The organism is Pseudomonas sp. AC083 (assembly GCF_979253165.1).
This window is the reverse complement of record NZ_CEEDDH010000001.1, coordinates 26,982-46,716: the sequence shown is the minus strand read 5'-3', so window position 1 is coordinate 46,716 and position 19,735 is coordinate 26,982. Positions and strand designations below refer to the sequence as shown.

The 19,735-nt window shown below is 59.8% G+C and carries 7 protein-coding genes; 4 read left to right on the top strand and 3 right to left on the bottom strand.

What is annotated here, in order from left to right; genetic code table 11:
• Positions 1 to 27 precede the first annotated feature (27 nt).
• Both AC0IXA_RS00165 and AC0IXA_RS00160 read right to left on the bottom strand, forming a co-directional pair.
• Positions 28 to 7,395, bottom strand: a complete 7,368-nt coding sequence (locus AC0IXA_RS00165; RefSeq protein WP_471811048.1) for a dermonecrotic toxin domain-containing protein — start codon at positions 7,393 to 7,395, stop codon at positions 28 to 30.
• A 133-nt stretch (positions 7,396 to 7,528) separates the two neighbouring features.
• Positions 7,529 to 14,680 carry an NEL-type E3 ubiquitin ligase domain-containing protein gene (locus tag AC0IXA_RS00160; RefSeq protein ID WP_471811046.1) on the bottom strand — a complete coding sequence of 2,384 codons (7,152 nt, stop codon included), beginning with the start codon at positions 14,678 to 14,680 and terminating at the stop codon, positions 7,529 to 7,531.
• Positions 14,681 to 14,832: 152 nt separating this feature from the next.
• Between AC0IXA_RS00160 and AC0IXA_RS00155 the strand changes: the two genes are divergently transcribed.
• From AC0IXA_RS00155 to AC0IXA_RS00145, 3 genes are all read left to right on the top strand, one after another.
• Positions 14,833 to 15,051: a DUF2970 domain-containing protein gene (locus AC0IXA_RS00155; RefSeq protein WP_041478699.1), complete on the top strand. Its 219-nt coding sequence runs from the start codon at positions 14,833 to 14,835 to the stop codon at positions 15,049 to 15,051.
• A gap of 473 nt (positions 15,052 to 15,524) precedes the next feature.
• Positions 15,525 to 17,183, top strand: coding sequence for a nitrite/sulfite reductase (locus tag AC0IXA_RS00150; RefSeq protein WP_122692730.1), 1,659 nt, complete (start codon positions 15,525 to 15,527; stop codon positions 17,181 to 17,183).
• A complete protein-coding gene (locus AC0IXA_RS00145) occupies positions 17,167 to 17,661 on the top strand; it encodes a DUF934 domain-containing protein (protein WP_122507084.1) in 495 nt (164 codons plus the stop codon). The genes AC0IXA_RS00150 and AC0IXA_RS00145 overlap by 17 nt, the downstream gene beginning before the upstream one ends.
• Before the next feature lie 67 nt (positions 17,662 to 17,728).
• Here the strand turns inward: AC0IXA_RS00145 and sohB are convergent, their stop codons facing one another.
• Positions 17,729 to 18,760, bottom strand: coding sequence for a protease SohB (sohB, locus tag AC0IXA_RS00140; RefSeq protein WP_471811043.1), 1,032 nt, complete (start codon positions 18,758 to 18,760; stop codon positions 17,729 to 17,731).
• Positions 18,761 to 18,964: 204 nt separating this feature from the next.
• Here sohB and AC0IXA_RS00135 point away from each other — a divergent pair, with 204 nt between their 5' ends.
• Positions 18,965 to 19,675, top strand: a complete 711-nt coding sequence (locus AC0IXA_RS00135) for a histidine phosphatase family protein (protein ID WP_016774478.1) — start codon at positions 18,965 to 18,967, stop codon at positions 19,673 to 19,675.
• Positions 19,676 to 19,735 lie beyond the last annotated feature (60 nt).

The following is a 19,735-nucleotide window of genomic DNA, read 5'->3' as shown; positions in this document are numbered from 1 at the left end:
GCCCTGCTCCCAGGTCTGCTCGATCAATCAGTCACGGCGCCACGAAGGCCCGGGTTTCGGTGAGGATGGGGCCGGTGGCGACGCTCCCGCATCCTGCGACGCCAGGCTCTCCAGTTCTGTGCGAGTCAAAGCCTTGAGTTTCTCGATACGCGCATCCGCCAGTTCGATTTCAAGCACCCTCATCGCGTCCAGATAATCGCTGTTTTCTTTATCGGGGTAGGCATCCTCGACCGCTTCGTGCCGCCGGGTGGCTTCGCGCTCAAGTGCCTCGAACGCCTCGATGTGGCGATCCTGCAGATAGCGGATCCAGTAGTCCCGCGCAATCAGATCCTCCAGAAACATGGGTGATGCCTCGTCCGCGAGAACCGAGGCACGCGCATTGAGCAATCGTCGCCCGCGAATCGGTGAGGCGTACAACATGTGTTCGGGTTGCGCCGGCAACTCCAGGTCGTCCGGCCAGCCGCGTGTCAGGCCGATGCGGTATTGCAGGCGGACTTCCGCGCGGTCCTTGTTCCTGGCGGCGGCTTCGGCCAGTCGATCCACCCTTTCCAGGCGGAACAGCCGTCGAGTCAGATCAAGCAACGCCCTGCCGCGTTGCAGCGGACGATGCCGTGGAATGTCGCGCAGGGCGTTGAACTCATAGACGCGGGTTTCCAGTTCGCTGAAAGACAGGATCCGGCCATCGGGGCACGTGCCGTGGGTTTCGGCGTTGAGAAACAGCAGCTCGCGCAGTTCAGCGTTTTCCGTGGCAGCCTGGATCACCTGCCAGACCCGGTGGGTCAGATCGGCACCGGCAAACCTGAATTCCAGGGTGTCGGGCAAAGTCGAGAGCAAATGAAAGAACGCCTCATGGTTGGCCTGTCGAGCCAATTGCAGCCATAGCGCTTGCCGCGCTGCACGCGCATCTGCATGGGTATAGGTCATCCATATATCCATCGCCGGTGCCGCCACGTCCTGCGCCGGATTGGCAATCACCTCCGCTGCCTCCACACCGGCATGCACATCCACGGGCCTGCTACCGCCACCGCCTCCGCCACGCGGGTCATCATCGTTGTCGCTGTCGGAGCCAGAGCCAGAGCCAGAGCCAGAGCCTGAGCCCGAATCCGATTCGGAACCGGTATCGCTTTCCGAGTCGCTCATACGCTCGGCGATCAGGCGCTGCAAGGTCTCCGGCGTGTAGCCCAGCACGTCACCGCCGCCATGCGCAACGCTGTAGTCCCTGATCTGCTCCAGCGAATTAAGCTCCAGCGAATTCTCCGACAGATCGGTGCCTGCCACGAGCGCCTCATGATTGCCGCCCAACAGCCGGTCCGGGAAAACCATGATGTTGTTGCCCGACAGGTCCAGCCTTTGCAGATGCGCCAGTTCAAGCACGCCTTCAGGCCAGCGTTCCAGGCCATTCTGGCCGAGGTTGAGGGTTTCCAGACGGCTGAAGGTTGCGGCGTTGAATTCTTCCAGCTGATTGTGACTGAGGTCGAGCCAACGTAGCCGCGCCCCGCTCGCGTGCTGATACACCGATTGCGCCTCGGCCAGGCGATTACCGCTCAATTCCAGCCGTTCGAGCCGGCTCAGACTGGCGACAGCTTCCGGCAGGCGTGCCCGGCCAGTGCCATTGAGCATCAGAGTGGTCAACTCAGGAAAGGCCGGGCAGAACAGGTTGAAGCTCTCGACGGAAAACTTTGCCCCGGTCAGGTCCAGTGTTCGCACATGGGAAAACACGTTCGACAGCGCAGGCAAATCACCCATGCCACCCGCTGAAAGGCTCAGCGTCCGCCCGGCGGATTCGGTATGGCCCGTGAGTCCGTCCCGCCAGCAAGCGCGGATTCTGGTCGCATCGAAGTACCTTGTTGATGGCTGCGCCCTTTCACCAGCCCCTTGCGCCGCGTTGAAGATCCAGCCATTCAACTCGCGCGTCAACGCCTCGTTACTTGCTCGCCACTGGCTCAGTCTGCCGACCATTTGCTCAGCGGACAGACCCTCATTGCGTAAACGCTCAACGCTGGCCTGGGCATTTTCAAGCGAAAGTGACGGAAAGATTTCCACCACGGTACGGCTCATGTCGGCGCCTTGCGTAATGGCCGTGGCGGGTGGCAGCGGCAATAGATGAGCGGCGCGATTGAGAGCCGTGTCAGGCGTGGCACCGCCGAAACCGGCGGGTAACGAAGCCGATTGCGATTCGAACCGTTGCAGCGCCCCTTCGGGCAAACCCAAGGTCATTTCGACACGTCGCTGCGCCGCCTCCATGCTCGCTTCGCCGCTGACACTGAAGCGGTTGTTCAGCAGCCGGGTCTTGAGCAGCACGGTGTCGTTGGCAAGCACCTGTTCCGGGAGCGATCCGATGGTGTTATGGCGCAGATCCAGTGCCTGCAAATGCGCCAGGTTCTCCGCCCCCCTCGGCCACTCATTGAGCCCGTTTGAGCTGAGGTTCAGCGTCCTGAGCCCGGTCAGGCGAGAAACGTCCAGTGTGTCCAGCCGATTGAGGCGGGCATTGAGATGTTCCAGATTGCTCAGCGCGTTGAATTGACCTTGAACCTCAGGGGTCACGGCGATACGGTTGAAAGACAGGTCCAGCTGTGCAAGCCGGGTCATATCGGCTGCCCGGACCGGCACTTCTGTCAAACCGCAAGCAGTGACTTCCAGGCTTGTGGCGCCACTGAATGCCTGGAGAAAGCCGCGGATCTGTTCGACCGGCACAGTCAACCGGTCCAGCCGAACCCTCTGCACATGAGCAAACGTACCGGCTGGCAATTGCGGCAGCTCACTGACCGACTCCGCGCCCTGCGTCCAGGCGGTGTCAATCAGTTCAAACATGCTGGCGTCGTCCAGATCGCTGGCGGATATCCCGTCCTCAGCATCGAAGGGACGAACGTCATCGTTCAAGCGATAACGCCGGCGTATGGCCGCGCGCCAGTTTTTTTCCAGGGCACGAACCACCCGGGCATTGGGCGGCGCTTGCCAGCGCGCTGCCGGCGTCGCCGTACGCAACTCCGCGGATGCGCTGGCCTCGTAGAACTGGCGGAAAATTGCGTTGTGTTCCACGCGCAGAATCTCCACGGCTTTAAGTCGGGTTTCCGGAGTGTTCCACAGACTCATGATGCGCTGAGGTAACGGGTTGAGACGCCCGGCCTCACCCGTCAGAAACTTCAGTTCCCCGGCGCAGTAGCGGCGGACCATCGAATCCAGGTCAACCAGATGCCCCCACTCCCCCATGTAGTTTTTTACATAGTCGTAAGCCGGTTTGAACGCTCCATGGGAGAACCTCGACCAGTCCAGGGACAAACCGGCCCAGAGTTTCTCGTGCCCGGCATAGAGGGTCTGTGGAAGGGAAGCGATGGCGGTCTGCGTCAGATCCAGACGCTCCAGCTCAGGCAGTTGTTCCACATAAGCCGGCCACTGTCTCAGACCCGCCGCTTCGATCTTGAGTTTCTTCAGTCCTGCAAGGGGGGCCAGATCCAAATCAGGCGGACTGCCTGCGCCGCCGAGAAAATCGAGATGAAGCTCCTCAAGGGCGGTCAGGCTACGCAATCTTGTCGACAGATCGGAAGCCATCACTCTGGCTGGCGTTCTGAACTTGAGCTTTTTCAGCGCGGACATGCGAGTCACGCTCAGGGGCAAGGTCGTCAGTGACTGCTCGCGCGCCATATAGGTGCCGAACAGACTGCCCCGCTCCCCCAGCGACAACTTTTCGATATTGGCAAATCGTGCCAGGAAGGCGTCAGCATTGGCGTCGGTCAAGCCGCCGCCGCCAATCGAAAGTTCACGCACGTGAGCAAAGTCGGCGGTCAGCTCTGGCAGAGGATCGTAGGTGAGAATCAAGAGCTGATCGGCACCCGCGAGCCCAGTGGACAAAGCGTTGCGCCAGCAGGCTTTGAGCGCTTGAGCGGTGCGAAACTTGTAATTGGTTCCGGAACGTTCCCAGGGCGCCGCCGTCGCTGTCCCTGCCCATTCATCCAGCGTCGCATTCAGTTGTTCCCACTCACGCCGACGGGATTGCAACAGCTCGAAAATGGCGCGGTTGTCTTTTCCTGCCCGATATTGGTCAAGGAGGAAGCCGCGAGCCTGTTCGTCGGTCAGTTGCGGGTAGATATCCTGCACATGAGCCAGCAAATTCGGTGCCCATCCCGCGCCGCGTCCACTGGCGGGATAACCGATCAACGTGCCGTGCACCCGCACCGGCGGTTTCATCCACCTGGCCTGGGGGGCCAGCAGCGCGTGGGCATCACCCTGGTGCTGGTCGGCGTAATCGATGATCTTGGCTTGCAACTCTGCGGACTGCCCGACCTCAGGGACACCGAGGCTGCGGCGCGCATGATCAGGCAGGGCATGCATGATCGAGGAGTAAAAATTGTCGCCGTTGCGAGGCAGGCTGTTGAGTGCCTCACCGCGCTCGTTGTATGCCTGAAACTGAACGCCTGTTTTGATCAGGTATTTTTTCTCGCCGGCGGTTTCACTGCCGATGCTGTCGAGCAGCATGCCGGCGTCGTGGCCTTCGCGTACTTCAATGCGAAGGCTGTCGGGCCAACCCGCCAATTGCTCCAGCGTGTGCAACGCCAGGCGCCGGCTGTCCGCAGAAGCGACGTTTTCGCTGCGCAGACCGGCATATGCCGCTACCTGTCGACTCTGGCGCGCGTACCAGCGGGCCTCCTCCAACAGACGCAGCGGTATTCGTTGCCCTGCGCCGAGTTGCTCAAGATCATCGGGGCGAGCATGTGCCAGCACCGTTTGTGCCGCCGGTTCACTGAGTCCCGGGCAGGCCTTCTGTAAACGCACGACCTGCGGATCGACGGGGTCGGTCCCCAGGTAAATGCTGTCGTAAATCGCCGGCTGGCGGGTGCTGGCGTAGTCGGCGATCTGCTGGCCGAACTCTGCCGGCCGGGCATTGCGCACCCGTGCACCCTGCTCGCCCAGCAGCCGAGTGATTTCTGACTCGTCCAGCGCCGCGAGGATACGTGCTGGCAGTTCACCGCTGGAGATATCGGCCCGCGATATCTGAATGGGTGACTTGACGCCGATGTCGCGAAACCGCCGCGCGGAGCCATACCTGACGGACTTGCCGGACAATTGCTCGCCGTCGAAGACTTCCAGCACCCGGTTCTCCGGCCAGCGCGGCATTTCGGTGATCAGCGGCAACGCGTAGAGGTACAGTTCATCGATCGGTTTTATCCCGCGCAACTGCTCGACAACCAGTGCCGCGTTGCCGTCTGCTTGCATCATGCGCATGGCCTGGGTCAGTTCCGGTGGTGGCAGCGAAGAATCAATGTGCATCTTGCGCAATGCGGCTTCACTGACACCGCTGATATCGGCAGCCTTGATCAGCTGTGCATCGGAGAAGGCTTCGGTTGCATGGCCGATGCGCCGCAACAGTGTCAGACGATCCCAATCCCGCGGACGTTCCAAAGTATGCCGCCAGGCACCGCTTCCATTGCTGTGGAGCACCGGCTGCCAGGCGTTGATGTCGGTCGGATGCCTGATTCGCCATTTGCCGATCGATGCATCGAAAAACTGCTCATAGACCTTGCCGCTCTGGCGAATATAGGTTTTACCCTCAAGCACGTGCTGGCCGGCACTGTTTGGCCCGGGACTGTCAGGCAGTGCAACAGTCGACTCGTAAGCGCTCAGGTCGGGTTTCCACAGCCGGGTTTCGCCGTTGGGCAACTTCACCGGATGCAGACTTTCAATGACCGGCACGGCTTTGGCGCTCGAGATTTTCCTTACGGCGGCGCCCACACCGGCCATCAGCGCAATCTGCGCAAGGTTTTCCGCCACATCGATCAAATGATCCTTGGCCGCACGCCGATCGCCCTCGGCCCATTCGATTGCGCCCTCAAGCGTTTCATAGAGCAGTTGCCCGGCCATCACCACCATCATCACTTCGCCCAACACAGGCACGAACATCGAGACCATGTTCAGACCGAGCATGCCAAGTTGCATCAGATGGGCCAGTTTGGCGTCCCTTGCTCGCGCGTCTACCTCGGCAGTCGGTACCGCATGGCTTCGGGCATCATCGATCAGCTTGGTGCGGTTCTGGCTATAGAGGTATTGCCACAGGTCCTCGTTGGGAGCCCAAAGTCCCTGCCCCTTGCGTCCCAGGGTGGACGGTGCGATGTAGGGGTCCGCCACTGGCTCCCATTTGACCTGGCGTTCGGGCGGTACCTGCTGAATGCGGGTGAACGCTGAACCGCCGGTGAATCCCTGCAGCACTGCCAGCCATGGGGAGCGCAGCAGATCCCAGCCATCGCCCGGTGAGTCAGCCGCCTTTTGCCTGAACTGGCTGAAATACTCGGGACGCTGGTCATAAGGCAGGAACTGGCCGAGAAAGCGCTGGTAGGCGGTGGGCTCCGCGCCCGTCTGTTGCAGAGTGTCGCGTGCAGTGAGCAAGCGTTTGAGTTCGTCGCGCATCTGCTGGAACGTGTAGCGCTTGAGCGGATGTTCAGGATCGTGCGGGATGTAAAGAATCAGTTCGTCGGTGTAGCGGTATTTCTCGCAGATGACGAACGCGACGCAGCCGGTGAGTCTTTTTTTCATCAACCCCAGGTCCTTGAACCAGACCTGTTTTTTACCCATCCAGGGGTGCATCTCGCCGTCAATCACCGAGAGGATCATCGCGTGATCCGCAGCCTCGATATCCTTCTGCAACAGCGCCTGCTCGGCCGCAGCGCGCAGCGTCGCCTTCTGGGCGGCGATGAAGCGTTCGGCAAGCAACGCCTCAGCCACCGCTTCCTCAGGATGAAAGAATTCTTGCAGGTAAGTCTGGTATTGCTGGCCGATATCCAGATCGCGGCAAAGGCGCAGAAACTGGCTGACCGAAATACCGATCTCTACGTGGTCGAACGTCTGCGCCGTGGTGGTTGCCACGACAAAACCAGAGCTTGAATGGTAGGTCCCTTCGCATTCGCCAGCTTCGAAGTTGTGCAGTGCGGCTTCCAGCAGCGTTATCTTCAGCGCCTCGAATGAGGCCAGCTCGATTCGCTGGATACCGATCTCAACCGGGCGGCGCAGACACAGCAGCGTTTTGTCGACATCGATATCCAGCGAGTGTTTGTCTTTCAGCGCTTTGATGACCAATGGCCGGGCAAACGTCTCGACGTCCTGAAGTTTCGCCATGCGCTTGTCGAGACTGTTCTGGGCGATGACACTGGCCTTGAACGTGTCGTCCACGGTTTTGCGCTGGGCCGGCGTCGCATCCTGATACCAGGCTGGCAACGTCGTCGCAACCGCCTTGAAGGCTTCGCGCCGTTGCGGCGAAGCCTCGGTCAACCATTGCGGGATCGAGGCCTCAAGAAACTCGCCGTGCAGGCTTTGCGTGGCAATGGGTTTTACTGACCGACTGACGTCTGCCGGCCGAGCGGTCGACGCAGGCTGCGTCGACACGGGTTTAGGGGGGATAGCGATCATGGTCACTCCTTGTTGATGGAGCGCTCAGCAGACCATGTCGCGTTATCGCTTCTGCGTTATCCGGATATAGCGCAACCATCAGTGGTAAGCGGATGTGACTTGTCCTGCCTCGGACCGCCTCAGCAGGGTGCCCTCAGGAACCGGATGGTGAAGGCAGGCGCCCGGGTTGTTCGGATTCCGTGGCGAAGCTGTTCAGCTCGTTGATCACCCGGCGTGTCAGCTCGGCGCGTTTCTGTGTGCGCAGCACGTCCATGGCCTTGCCCAACCTGTACAGCTCAATGTCGTATTGCTCGGAACTCAGTTCATTGCGGGCGAGACGCTGATTGAGCTGGTCCCACAGTTGCTGGCGTCGCTCGTCAACCGCAACGTCCAGCGCGGCCATCTCTTGTGGGTGGAGATCTTGCAGGTAAGAGATCCAGTAGTCGCGCTCTGCCATGCTTACGGACAGCGCATCGGTGCCCTCTGCCTCAAGAATCGAGGCGCGGGTGTACTCCAGCAGTTCATCACTCAGCGGGACGTCATAAATCATCGACGCGGGTTGGCCCGGTAAATCGACACCGTCACCCCAGCCGCCCGTCAAACCGATGCGATATTTAAGGCGCACTTCCGCACGATCCATACCCAGCGCTGCGGCTTCAGCCAGCGTTTCGACGCGATCCAGACGAAACAGTTGCCGCGACAGACGCAGCAGCGCCCGACCTCTGGGGGCCATTCGATTCAACGGAATGTCATGTAATTGGTGATGTACCGCAACCCGCACTTCCATATCACTGAATGTCAGAATTCGCCCGTCCGGGCAGGTACCATGGGTCTCGGCGCCCTCAAACAACAGTTGCCGCAGCTCAGTATTTTCGGCAGCGGCTTGCATGACACGCCAGACTCTCTCGGTCAGGTCGCCTCGCACCTGCAAGTAGTCTTGCGTGTCGAGCAACAAGCGCAGCAACTGGAAAAACCGCTCATGATCAGGTTCTTGCGCCAATTGCGCCCAGAGTTCGGTTCTCTGCGCAACCTGCTGCGGATCGCTGTCGGCCAGCCATGGATCGCGCGAGCGTGGCGCGACATCGTTGGCTGGATCGAAGACGTCCTCGGGAGGAAATACTTGCGCATGGGGGTCGTGAACAACGCCGCCAGCGTTTTCAATTGCAACGCCGTTTTCGGGAATTCCTAACAGATCACCAAACACCAGACGTTCGATCATTGCCTCAATCTGGCCGCGCGTCATGCCCAGCACATACGGTGCCGAGTGTTCGCGGCTGTAGCGCCTGAGGTCCTGGAGTGCCGAGAGCGACAAACGGCGATTATCCGACAAATCCGAGCCCGCGATCAGACCGGAATGATCATCAGCGAAAAGCGCCCTGGGGATGTCGGTGATTTCGTTACCGCACAGGTTCAATTCCCGCAATCCGGGCGCTCTCAACACCCCGTCAGGCCATTCGCTCAATTGGTTGTATCGCAGATCCAGAGACTCGATCACACCATAGTCGGGCGGATTGAATACGCGAAGTTCGTTGTAACTCAAATCCAGCGTGCGCAGCCGCGCATTGCCCAGCAAAGGGTAAACACTCGTCGCACTGCGCAAGCTGCAATACTGCATCTCCAGTCGCGTCAAATGGCGCATTCGCAGCACCGGAGCAGGTACCGCACCTAATTCGTTACCACCCAGAAACAACGTATCGAGGTCGGGAAAACCCTCGAGAAAACCCGCGCTTCCCCGCGCTGTGATCCCTGCCCCGCTCAGATCCAGCATCGTCACGCCCGGAAACTGCACCACAAGCGCCGGCAGTTCTCCAGTCTGCAATCCTGCCAATTCGAGCTCCAGACCGACGCTGCCGGGGTGTTGGGTCAGGGTGTCGCGCCATGTCTCGCTGATTCGCCGGGCCACCAGTGAACGCACTTGCGCACTGACCAGGACAGTGTTCGTTCGTACTTCCCTGGTATAAAGCCAATCGTTCAACTGACGGGTCAGCGCCTCGCAGCTCAGATGCCATTCGCTGATCTGCGCATCGATCTGAGCGTCATTCAAGGCCCGTGTCCGCAGCACCAGCAGACTACGTTGCGCCCGTTCGCGATTCAGTATCACCGCCAACCGCTGCAAATGCCCCGAAGCGCCTGAACTGACAGGCGCCGGCTGCGGGAGCGGCAGAAGCAGATCACTGAACGAACCGCCGGTTTCCAAAGGCGGAAAATGCTCAGGCACCGGCTCTGCGGCAAAGCGTGACAACGTGCCCTGGTGCAACCCCCGCTGCTGCTCGATGCGCTGCAGCGCCGCGTGAAAGGCTGCTTCACCTTCGGCACTGAAGACGTTGCCCGACAGATTCGCCCTCATCAATACGTCAGGATGCGCCAGCGCTTGCGGCGACAGGGACGCGATCCGGTTGTCTCGTAAATCGAGCCATGACAGCCGTGAAAGAGTTTCCGCCCCGGTGGGCCAGGCCTGCAAATCCGTCGATCTCAGATTCAAGGCCTCAAGCCCGCTCAAGGCTGTGGCATCGAGTCGCCCCAGCGGGTTATGACTCAGGTTCAGTCGTACCAGTTGTGGCAGGGCATCGAGTTGGCGCTGGACCATCGCCGTCACGGTGATTCTGTTACCGGACACGTCGAGCCGACGTAGCGCGGGCAATTCCTGGGCTGCAAAAGGGAGCTCGGTGAACGTACTTCCCCCCAGTTCAAGGGTTTCGATATGACTGAAGGCGCGAATAAAATCCCGCGCCTGGCCGGAGGGCACGTTCAGCCCTCCCAGGCGCAGTGTGCGCACATGAGCGAAACTGCCGGCCGGCAACGAAGCAAGCTCGACACTCGTGTTGGCGCCGGGCGGCTCGACGAAGGTAAAGCGCTCGACGTTGGCTGCCAGGCCATAGCGCTGACGAATTGCACCGTGCCAGCTGCTTTTCAGCGCTTGTAACAGGTCTGCGTTGGCCCCTGTCGACCAGCGCCGCGCAGGCGCTGCATAGCGTGATCCCTGCAGCGGGGATGGTGGATAAAACGCGGCGAAGATGGCCTCATGTTCGGTCCGAAGCTGCTCGATTGCCGCCACCCTCGCCGACGGTGTTGACCAGGCCGCGTTGAATGCCTGCGGCAAAGGGTCGGCGCTATCCGCCACGACGGCCATGGTATCGAGTTCGGCGCGGCAATATTCACTGACCATCTGATGCACGTCGAGCAGGTGGCCACGCGGGCCGGAGTGGCGGCTGACATACTCATAGGCCCGACGGAACGTCGCTGGGGTGACACGTGACCAATCCAGCGATAACCCGGCCCAGAGTCTTTCATGGCCGCTGTAGAGCGAGTCGGGCAAGGTTTCAATCAAGGTGTGTGTCAGGTCAAGGCGTCTGAGCTGCTGAAGTCGTTCAACGTATCCCGGCCATCGCCATAACGCGTGGGGCGCATCGATGCGTAATCTGCGCAGTCGTGTCAGCGATTGCAGATCAAGACCATGCAAGGTGGTGGAATCGAATCCGTGATAGTCGATGCGCAGGTCCTCCAGCGAAGTCAGTGCACCAAGCCTTCGCGCAAAGCTCTCCGCCAGCAATGGCGCGTCGGTAGAGAAACGCAGACGTCTCAGGCCGGGCAGCCGCTCAACGGCCTCTGGCAATGTGCTAAGCGGTCGGGTGACAGGTGTCTGGCCATAGCGCCTCAATTCACCGATCCGTAAATCGGTGACATTCGGGAACGCCGCCAGAAACCCGTCCGCATTGACGTCGGTGATGCCGATGCCGGTGATGGCCAGTTCGCGCACGTGGGGAAAGCCTGTACTCAGCTCGGGCAATGGCGTGTCGCAATGGATTGTCAGGCGGGCCGCCGCCTGCCCGTCCAGCGGACCATTACGCCATGCCTCTCGCAGTGTCTGCGCCAGTTGCGCCCTGTGCGTTGCAGTACGGCTATCACTCGGCGCTGCCTGCCATCGCTCAAGTGCAACGTTCAATGCCTCCCATTCCTGGCGGCGAGATTCCAGTTCGATATGAATCTGCGCTTCACTCTGGCCGCTTTGCCGAGCGAGGAATGCCCGCGCCTGGCGCGAGTCGGGGTATAGATGCGCAATGCGTGATTCGAGAGATGGATTGAGACCGGTACCACGGCCGCTGGCGTAATAACCCAGCAGTCGCGTGCCCACGCGTACCGGCGGTTTGAACCACTTTGCAGCCGGTGACAGCAATCGCGCAGCTTCGGCTCGATGGAGGTGAGCCGATTCGATGATCCTCTGTTGCAGCTCACCATGGGCGTTGCCGACAGACAATCCGATTGATGAACGTGTGTCCTCAGGCAACGCATGCATGAGCGAACTGTAAAAGCTGTCCTGGACCCTCGAGACTCTGTTCAATGCCTGGCCGTGATCATTGAACGCTTGATAGAAAGGTCCGTTTTTCACCAGATAGCGTCTAACCGGTGCCATAGGCTCGCCGATGCTGTCGAGCAAGTTGCCAGTCACGCTCCCCTCGCGAATTTCCAGACGCAGCGAGTGCGTCCAGCCAGACAATTGTTCCAGAGCGTGCAAAGCCAGTCGCCGACTGTCCGCCGACGCCAGGTTTTCGCTGTGCAAACCGGCGAATGCGCGGGCCTGGCGACCTTGGCGGGCATGCCATCGAGCCTCTTCCAGCATTCTCAACGGGGAACGCCCGGTCGCATCCATTCGGGCGAGCTCGTGCATCGAAGCATGCTCGATCACATCCTGGGCAGCCGCGTCGCTGAGACCGGGACATTCACGCTGCAACAGGCGCACGGGCGCACTCGACGATTCGGTACCCCGATAAAGACTGTCAAAAATCGCCGGTTGACGCGTATAGGCGTATTCGGCGAGTTGTTTGCCGAACTCATCGGGCCGTGCCGGGCGAAATTGCGCAGCGGTTCGTCCCAGCAGATAGTTGATTTCCTGCTCTTCCAACGCAGCCAGAATCCGCGCCGGCATTTCCCCGTTCAACACTTGCGTACGTGTCAGGCGGATAGCGGGCTTGTGGCCCAAGCCGGGCAGCGTATTTTGCGCACCATAGCGGATGGGCGGCCCTGCTCCGTGCGGATCAGCTGTCATTTCCAAAACCCGATCGGCAGGCCAACGGGGCATCTCGGTGACCAGCGGGACTGCATACAGGTAGTGCTCGTCTATGGGCCTGGCTCCGCGCAACTGCTCGACCATTTGCCTCGCCTGCGCATCGGCATCGAACAGGCGCATGGCATCTCGCAGTTCAGGGGGCGGGGGCAATTGATTCATATGCATCTTGCGCAGGGCGCCATCGCTGATACCGCTGATATCGGCCAGCGCCAGCAATGTGTCATCGGAGTAAGCATCGGCGAGGTGCCCGATGCGTCGCAGCAGGGTCAAGCGATCCCACGCCATGGGCTGTTCCAGGCTCAGGCGCCAGGCACCGTGGCCGTTATGGCTCAGCAACGGTTGGTAAGCCAGAGAATCGGTGGGATGTTTCAACCGCCAATGCCCGGTGGAGTGGTCAAACGTTTGCTCATAGAGCCTGTCGCCCTGGCGCATCCAGGTTTTGTCGGCGACGCGGTACTGTCCCGGCGTGTCGGGCCGCGACAGCTTGCCGGGCATGAGTTCTTGTTCATAGCCGCGCAAGGTCGGCCTCCACAGGCGCCTCTTGCCATCAGGCAGAGTCACCGGGTGCAGATCTTCGATCACCGGCTCCGGTTTAACGGCTGTCACCCGATTGAAGGTTGCTCCTGCGGCGGCCATTACGCCGATCTGCGCAAGGTTTTCAGCAACATCCACCAGATGCGCCCTGGCGGCGTGCTTGTCCCCCTCGCTCCACTCGATCACGCCTTCGACAGTTTCGTAGAGCAACTGGGCCGTCATGACAACCAGCATGATTTCCCCCAGTACCGGAACGAACATGGACGCCATGTTCAGCGCCAGCAGACCGAATTGCAGCAGCCCTGACAGCTTGGCATCGCGCGCCTTGGCGTCGACGTCGGCGGTGGGCACCGCGTGACCACGAGCGTCGTTGATGACCTTGTCACGGTGTTTTTCGTACAAGTACGCCCAGAGATCGTTGTTCCTCGCCCATGGATATACCTGGAGGTGCGGCATCAACGAAACAGCCACGTAAGGATCGGTGTCCGGCACCATTTTTTGATATTTCGGTGAAGTCTTCCAGATCTCTACGAAAATCAACGTTGTCTGCAGAATCTTGCGCCACGGTGACGACAGCCAATCCGATGCTCCGTCTGCAGACTTTACGAATTGACTGAAGTAATACGGACGCTTCTCGTAAGGAAAAAACTGACTGAAGAATCGCTGATAGGACGTGGGCGCCGTGCTGTCCGCCTGTTGCGCATCGCGAGCACTCAGCAGACGCTTGAAGGTGTCCTGCATTTGCGTGCCGGTATAGCGCTTGAGCGGGTGTTCCGGATCGTTGGGTACGTACAGAATTACCGCGTCCACCGGGCCATACTTTTGCGCGATCTTGAACACCACACAACCGACCAGCCTGTGCCGCATCAAGCCCAGGTCTTGAAACCACACCTGCTTGTCGCCGATCCGGGGGTGCCTGTTGCCTTTGATCACCGAAAGGATCATTGCGTGATCCTCAGGTTGAATATCCTTGGTCAACAGTGCGCGCTCGGCTGCCGCGCGCATGGCCGTTTTCTGACTGGCGATAAAGTGCCGGCGCAACTTCGCTTCCGCGGCCGGATCGACCGGATGGAAAAACCTTGTCAGATAAGCCTGGTACTGGGCACCGATATCCAGTTCGCGGCACAGGTTCAGGTAGTTCCTGACCGACACATTCACCGGAACAGCCTTGAGGGCACCTTTTACGGCGGTTGCGGTTGCGAAGCCAGAGCTGCTGTGAAAGGCGCCGTAAGCACACTCATCACTTTCGAAGTTGTGCAAAGCGGCCTGGAGCATCGACAGCGTCAATGCCTCGAATGAACCGATTTCCTCGCCGAGAATGCCAGCGCGTATTGGCCGCCTGAGGCACAACAGCGTGTTATCCAGATCCACGGCGACCTCGTAGCGGCGCTTCAGCGCCTGCGCCAGTAGCGGCCGGGCGAAGGTTTCGATGTCTTTGAAGGTGGACATGGTGCGGTCCAGCCTCGTCTGAGCAATAAAACTGATCCTGTACCTGGTATCGACCACCTGACGCTGGGCCGGCGTCGCTTGCGTGTACCAGTGCGGGAACACTGTCTGCGCCTGCTTGAGCTCGGTTTTCCTGTGCACCGGCGCCTGAATCAGCCAATGCGGCATCACGGATTCGAGCCAGGGTGCGTGAAGGCTCTCGGACGCCGCAGGTTTGAGGGGGCGGTCGGTAATGGTCGAAACGTCTGAATCGGTGGACATACATCGCTCCTGTAAATGGAGCGACAGCACATCACTGACGCCGCGGTGTCCGGCGGTACATGGATATATCCGCCGCGCAAAAGTTGTAACGTGGCATTCGGGACCACAGCGATTGACTATGCTTCGGGGGACGATTTTTCGCAGAGGGATTTATGGACGATCCAATCGACAACAAACCGCCGAGTTTCTGGCAGATGCTGCACAGCGTCATGGCGGCGGCTTTCGGGGTGCAGAGCGGCAAGAACCGGGAAAGGGATTTTACCCACGGCAAACCCAGTCACTTCGTGATTCTCGGCGTATTGTTTACAGCAGTGTTCGGCCTGACGCTGTTTGCCATCGTCAAACTGGTGTTGTATCTGGCCGGGGTGTGATGCTACGAAAAAAGGTATCTGATGCAGGTTATCCGGGCCTTGGGAGAAAGGCCCGGAAGCGCGGACGTTACTGGTGGCTGACCCAGAAGACCGCTGTTCCTACAACGAGAATGATCAGGAACAAAATGGCCCACGCGTCGACGCTACTGTCGCTTTTCCTGGCTTTGGTCGGGTTGCTCATTGCATCGCCTCTTGTCGGTTTTATCGGTGATTGCACAAAGACTCGATCACAGTTAAGACGATGATTGTCCGCACGACAAATGTGGATTAGATGACCGGCATTCGCGTTAGGCGATTTGGTTCTTTATATATACGCAAACATCACTTTTGCGCATAACTGCAAACGGGTATATTGCCCCGGCTCCGTGACGGAGTGCGCGGCCGTGCGCGCAGAATTGCAGAGGCAACATCGGACTCCAGCAAGCGAAAACGCAGCGTTTTCCGAGTAGCCCAAGCCTGAGAACAGGACTTATATGTACGTATACGACGAGTACGATCAGCGGATCATCGAGGACCGCGTCAAGCAGTTCCGTGATCAGACCCGACGCTATCTGGCAGGTGAGCTGAGCGAAGAAGAATTCCGCCCCCTGCGCCTGCAAAATGGCCTGTACATCCAGCGTTTCGCGCCGATGTTGCGCGTGGCGGTGCCTTACGGCCAGCTGACTTCGCGTCAGGTGCGCATGATGGCCAAAATCGCCCGCGACTACGACAAGGGCTATGCCCACATCAGTACGCGGCAGAACGTGCAGTTCAACTGGCCTGCGGTGGAAGACATCCCGGACATCCTCGCTGAGCTCGCGACGGTGCAGATGCACGCCATCCAGACCAGCGGCAACTGCCTGCGCAACGTCACCACCGACCAGTTCGCCGGTGTCGCTGCCGATGAAGTGATCGACCCGCGTCCATGGTGCGAGATCGTCCGCCAGTGGACCACGTTCCACCCGGAATTCGCCTACCTGCCGCGCAAATTCAAGATCGCCGTCAACGGCTCGACCAGCGACCGTGCTGCCATTGAAGTCCACGACATCGGCCTGGAACCTGTCTACAACGCTGCTGGCGAGCTGGGTTTCCGCGTGCTGGTTGGCGGCGGCCTCGGGCGTACTCCGGTGGTGGGCGCATTCATCAATGAATTCCTGCCTTGGCAAGACCTGCTGAGCTATCTCGACGCCATCCTGCGTGTGTACAACCGCTACGGCCGTCGCGACAACAAATACAAGGCCCGGATCAAGATCCTCGTCAAGGCGCTCACGCCTGAAGTGTTCGCGCAGAAAGTCGATGCGGAAATGGAGCACCTGCGCGGTGGCCAGACCACGCTGACCGAAGCCGAACTGCATCGCGTCGCCAAGCATTTCGTCGACCCGGACTACAAAACCCTCGACAACCAGACTACGCAACTGGCCGATCTGGACCAAGAGCATCCCGGTTTCGCCCGCTGGCGCAGCCGCAACACCCTGGCGCACAAGAAACCCGGCTATGTGGCTGTGACGCTGTCGCTGAAGCCGACCGGTGTTGCCCCGGGCGACATTACCGACAAGCAGCTTGATGCCGTCGCCGATCTGGCCGACCGCTACAGCTTCGGTCAACTGCGCACCTCCCACGAGCAGAACATCATTCTTGCCGATGTCGAGCAGAGCCAGTTGTTCACCCTGTGGGGCGAGTTGCGTGAAGGCGGTTTTGCCACGCCAAACATCGGCCTGCTGACCGACATCATCTGCTGCCCAGGCGGTGACTTCTGCTCGCTGGCCAACGCCAAGTCGATCCCGATTGCCGAATCGATCCAGCGTCGCTTCGATGATCTGGACTACCTGTTCGACATCGGCGAGCTGGACCTGAACATCTCCGGTTGCATGAACGCCTGCGGTCATCACCACGTCGGCCACATCGGTATTCTCGGCGTGGACAAGAAAGGCGAAGAGTTCTATCAGGTCTCCCTCGGCGGCAGCGCCAGCCGTGATGCGAGCCTGGGCAAGATCCTCGGCCCGTCCTTCGCACAGGAAGCCATGCCTGACGTGATCTCGAAGCTGATCGACGTGTACGTTGAACAACGCACCGAAGACGAGCGCTTTATCGACACTTATCAGCGTATTGGCATCGACCTCTTCAAGGAACGCGTCTATGCAGCGAATCATTAAGAACAACGAAGTCGTCGACGAAACCTGGCACCTGTTGCCGAAGGATTTCAATATCGATGAAATCAGCAACTGCGACGATCTGATCGTGCCGCTGCAGCTCTGGCGCGAACACAGCCGCATGCTCCTGGCCCGCGACGGTGGTCTGGGTGTGTGGCTGGATGCTGATGAAGAGGCCGAGGAAATCGGTGACGACGTCGCCAAGTTTCAGGTGATCGCCTTGAACTTCCCGGCGTTTACCGACGGCCGTAACTACTCCAATGCCCGCCTGCTGCGTGACCGTTATGGTTTCAAAGGCGAGCTGCGTGCGATTGGCGATGTACTGCGGGACCAATTGTTCTACATGCATCGCTGCGGTTTCGACGCCTTTGCCATTCGCGCGGACAAAGACCCGTACGAAGCACTGGAAGGCCTCAAGGACTTCTCGGTGACTTACCAGGCTGCCGCTGACGAACCACTGCCGCTGTTCCGTCGCCGCTAAGCGTCGGACGTTTGTCGCAGACACAAAAACGCCGGTCATGTGACCGGCGTTTTTTTATGCCTGCGGTTTACCAGAACCGTTGCTGGGTAAGACGGCTCCACCAGCTCAACAGCACGCGGTCCACTGAACCGCTGGCGGCCATGCCGATGCGTTCCTGCAGGCTTTTGCGCTCGGCGTAGTGCAGATGATAGACCTCGGCCTGTTTGGCCTTCTGTGCCAGGTATTCATCGCTGGTCTTCAGTTCGTCCACCAGTTGGTTTTCCAGCGCAGCGACACCGAGCCACACCTCACCGGTAGCCACCTCATCGATCGCCAGTTGCGGGCGATAACGGGCGACGAAGTTTTTGAACAAGCGATGGGTAATGTCGAGGTCTTCCTGAAACTTCTCGCGGCCCTTTTCGGTGTTTTCGCCAAACACGGTCAGGGTGCGTTTGTACTCACCGGCGGTCAGCACTTCGAAATCGATATCGTGCTTCTTCAAAAGGCGATTGACGTTGGGCAATTGCGCGACCACGCCGATCGAACCGAGGATGGCGAACGGAGCGCTGATGATCTTCTCGCCGATGCACGCCATCATGTAACCGCCGCTGGCCGCGACCTTGTCGATGCACACGGTCAGTGGCACCCCAGCGTCGCGAATGCGCGCCAATTGTGACGACGCCAGACCGTAGCTGTGCACCATTCCGCCGCCACTTTCCAGACGCAGAACCACTTCGTCTTTCGGCGTGGCCAGGGTCAGCAGCGCGGTGATCTCGTGGCGCAGGCTTTCCGTGGCGGAAGCCTTGATATCGCCGTCGAAGTCGAGCACGAACACCCGGGATTTGGTCTCAGGCTTGTTCTTTTGCTTCTTCGCGCTTTTTTCTGTTTTCGCTTCGCCCTTGCGCAATGCCTTGAGCTGATCCTTGTCGAGCAGGGTCTGCTCCAGGCGTTCACGCAGGCCCTTGTAGAAATCGTTGAGCTTGCTGACCTGCAACTGGCCCGCCGATTTGCGCCGGCCCTTGCTGCGCAACGCGGCGAAACTGGCCAGCACCACCAGAATGGCGATCACCAGCGTGACGGTCTTGGCCAGGAAGCTGGCGTATTCGGTGAAAAAATCCACAGAGACTCCTCAAAGCAATGCGTGACGGTGTATTACACGCGGAATGGCTCCAGCATACCCATGCGCCGGCTCGTCGGCCAGCCGTGAAACCTCTGGCAACACGCCTGTAACGGGCATTTCAAACAAGCGTATGTTTTTTCATTGACAGCCTTACGCCATCCTCATAACCTCGCCTGACCTTCAACGTACCGGGACGACGCGGACGTGGGCAGCATCTACTTGATACGACATGGCCAGGCCTCCTTTGGTGCAGACGATTACGACGTGCTGTCGCCGACCGGTGTGCGTCAGGCAGAAATCCTCGGCCAGCACCTCGCCGACCTCGGTATCAGCTTCGATCGTTGCCTTGCCGGTGACCTGCGTCGCCAACAGCACACGGCCACCAGTGCACTGGAGCAATTCAGCGCCAGAGGCTTGCCGGTTCCAGTCCTCGAAACCGATTCCGCCTTCAACGAATTCGATGCCGATGCGGTGATCCGCGCTCTGCTCCCGGCCATGCTGCCGGAAGAGCCGGAAGCCCTCGACATCCTGCGTAACGCCGCGCAGAACCGCGGTGAATTCCAGCGCATCTTCGCCCTGATCGTCGAGCGCTGGCTCGCCGGCACCTACGACACACCCGGACTGGAAAGCTGGCTGGGTTTCGTCGAACGGGTTCAGGCCGGTTTGCACCGCATCCTCGACCTGGCGGAAAAAAACCAGAAAATCGCCGTGTTTACCTCCGGCGGCACCATCACTGCCCTGCTCCACCTGATTACGCAAATGCCTGCCAGACAGGCCTTTGAATTGAACTGGCAAATCGTCAACACCTCGCTCAACCAATTGAAGTTTCGTGGTCGCGAGGTGGCTCTGGCTTCCTTCAACAGTCACGCACACCTGCAACTGCTGAAGGCCCCGGAACTCATCACTTTTCGCTGAGTCCGGCTTACTGTGACCCTGGCTGTAACCACCCAGCTCCCATGACCAAGAAAGGATCGA

Bases quoted from the DNA above. Each gene is read 5' to 3' on its own strand.
- AC0IXA_RS00165 (WP_471811048.1), bottom strand. From the start codon at position 7,395: ATGATCGCTATCCCCCCTAAACCCGTGTCGACGCAGCCTGCGTCGACC.
- AC0IXA_RS00160 (WP_471811046.1), bottom strand. From the start codon at position 14,680: ATGTCCACCGATTCAGACGTTTCGACCATTACCGACCGCCCCCTCAAA.
- AC0IXA_RS00155 (WP_041478699.1), top strand. From the start codon at position 14,833: ATGGACGATCCAATCGACAACAAACCGCCGAGTTTCTGGCAGATGCTG.
- AC0IXA_RS00150 (WP_122692730.1), top strand. From the start codon at position 15,525: ATGTACGTATACGACGAGTACGATCAGCGGATCATCGAGGACCGCGTC.
- AC0IXA_RS00145 (WP_122507084.1), top strand. From the start codon at position 17,167: ATGCAGCGAATCATTAAGAACAACGAAGTCGTCGACGAAACCTGGCAC.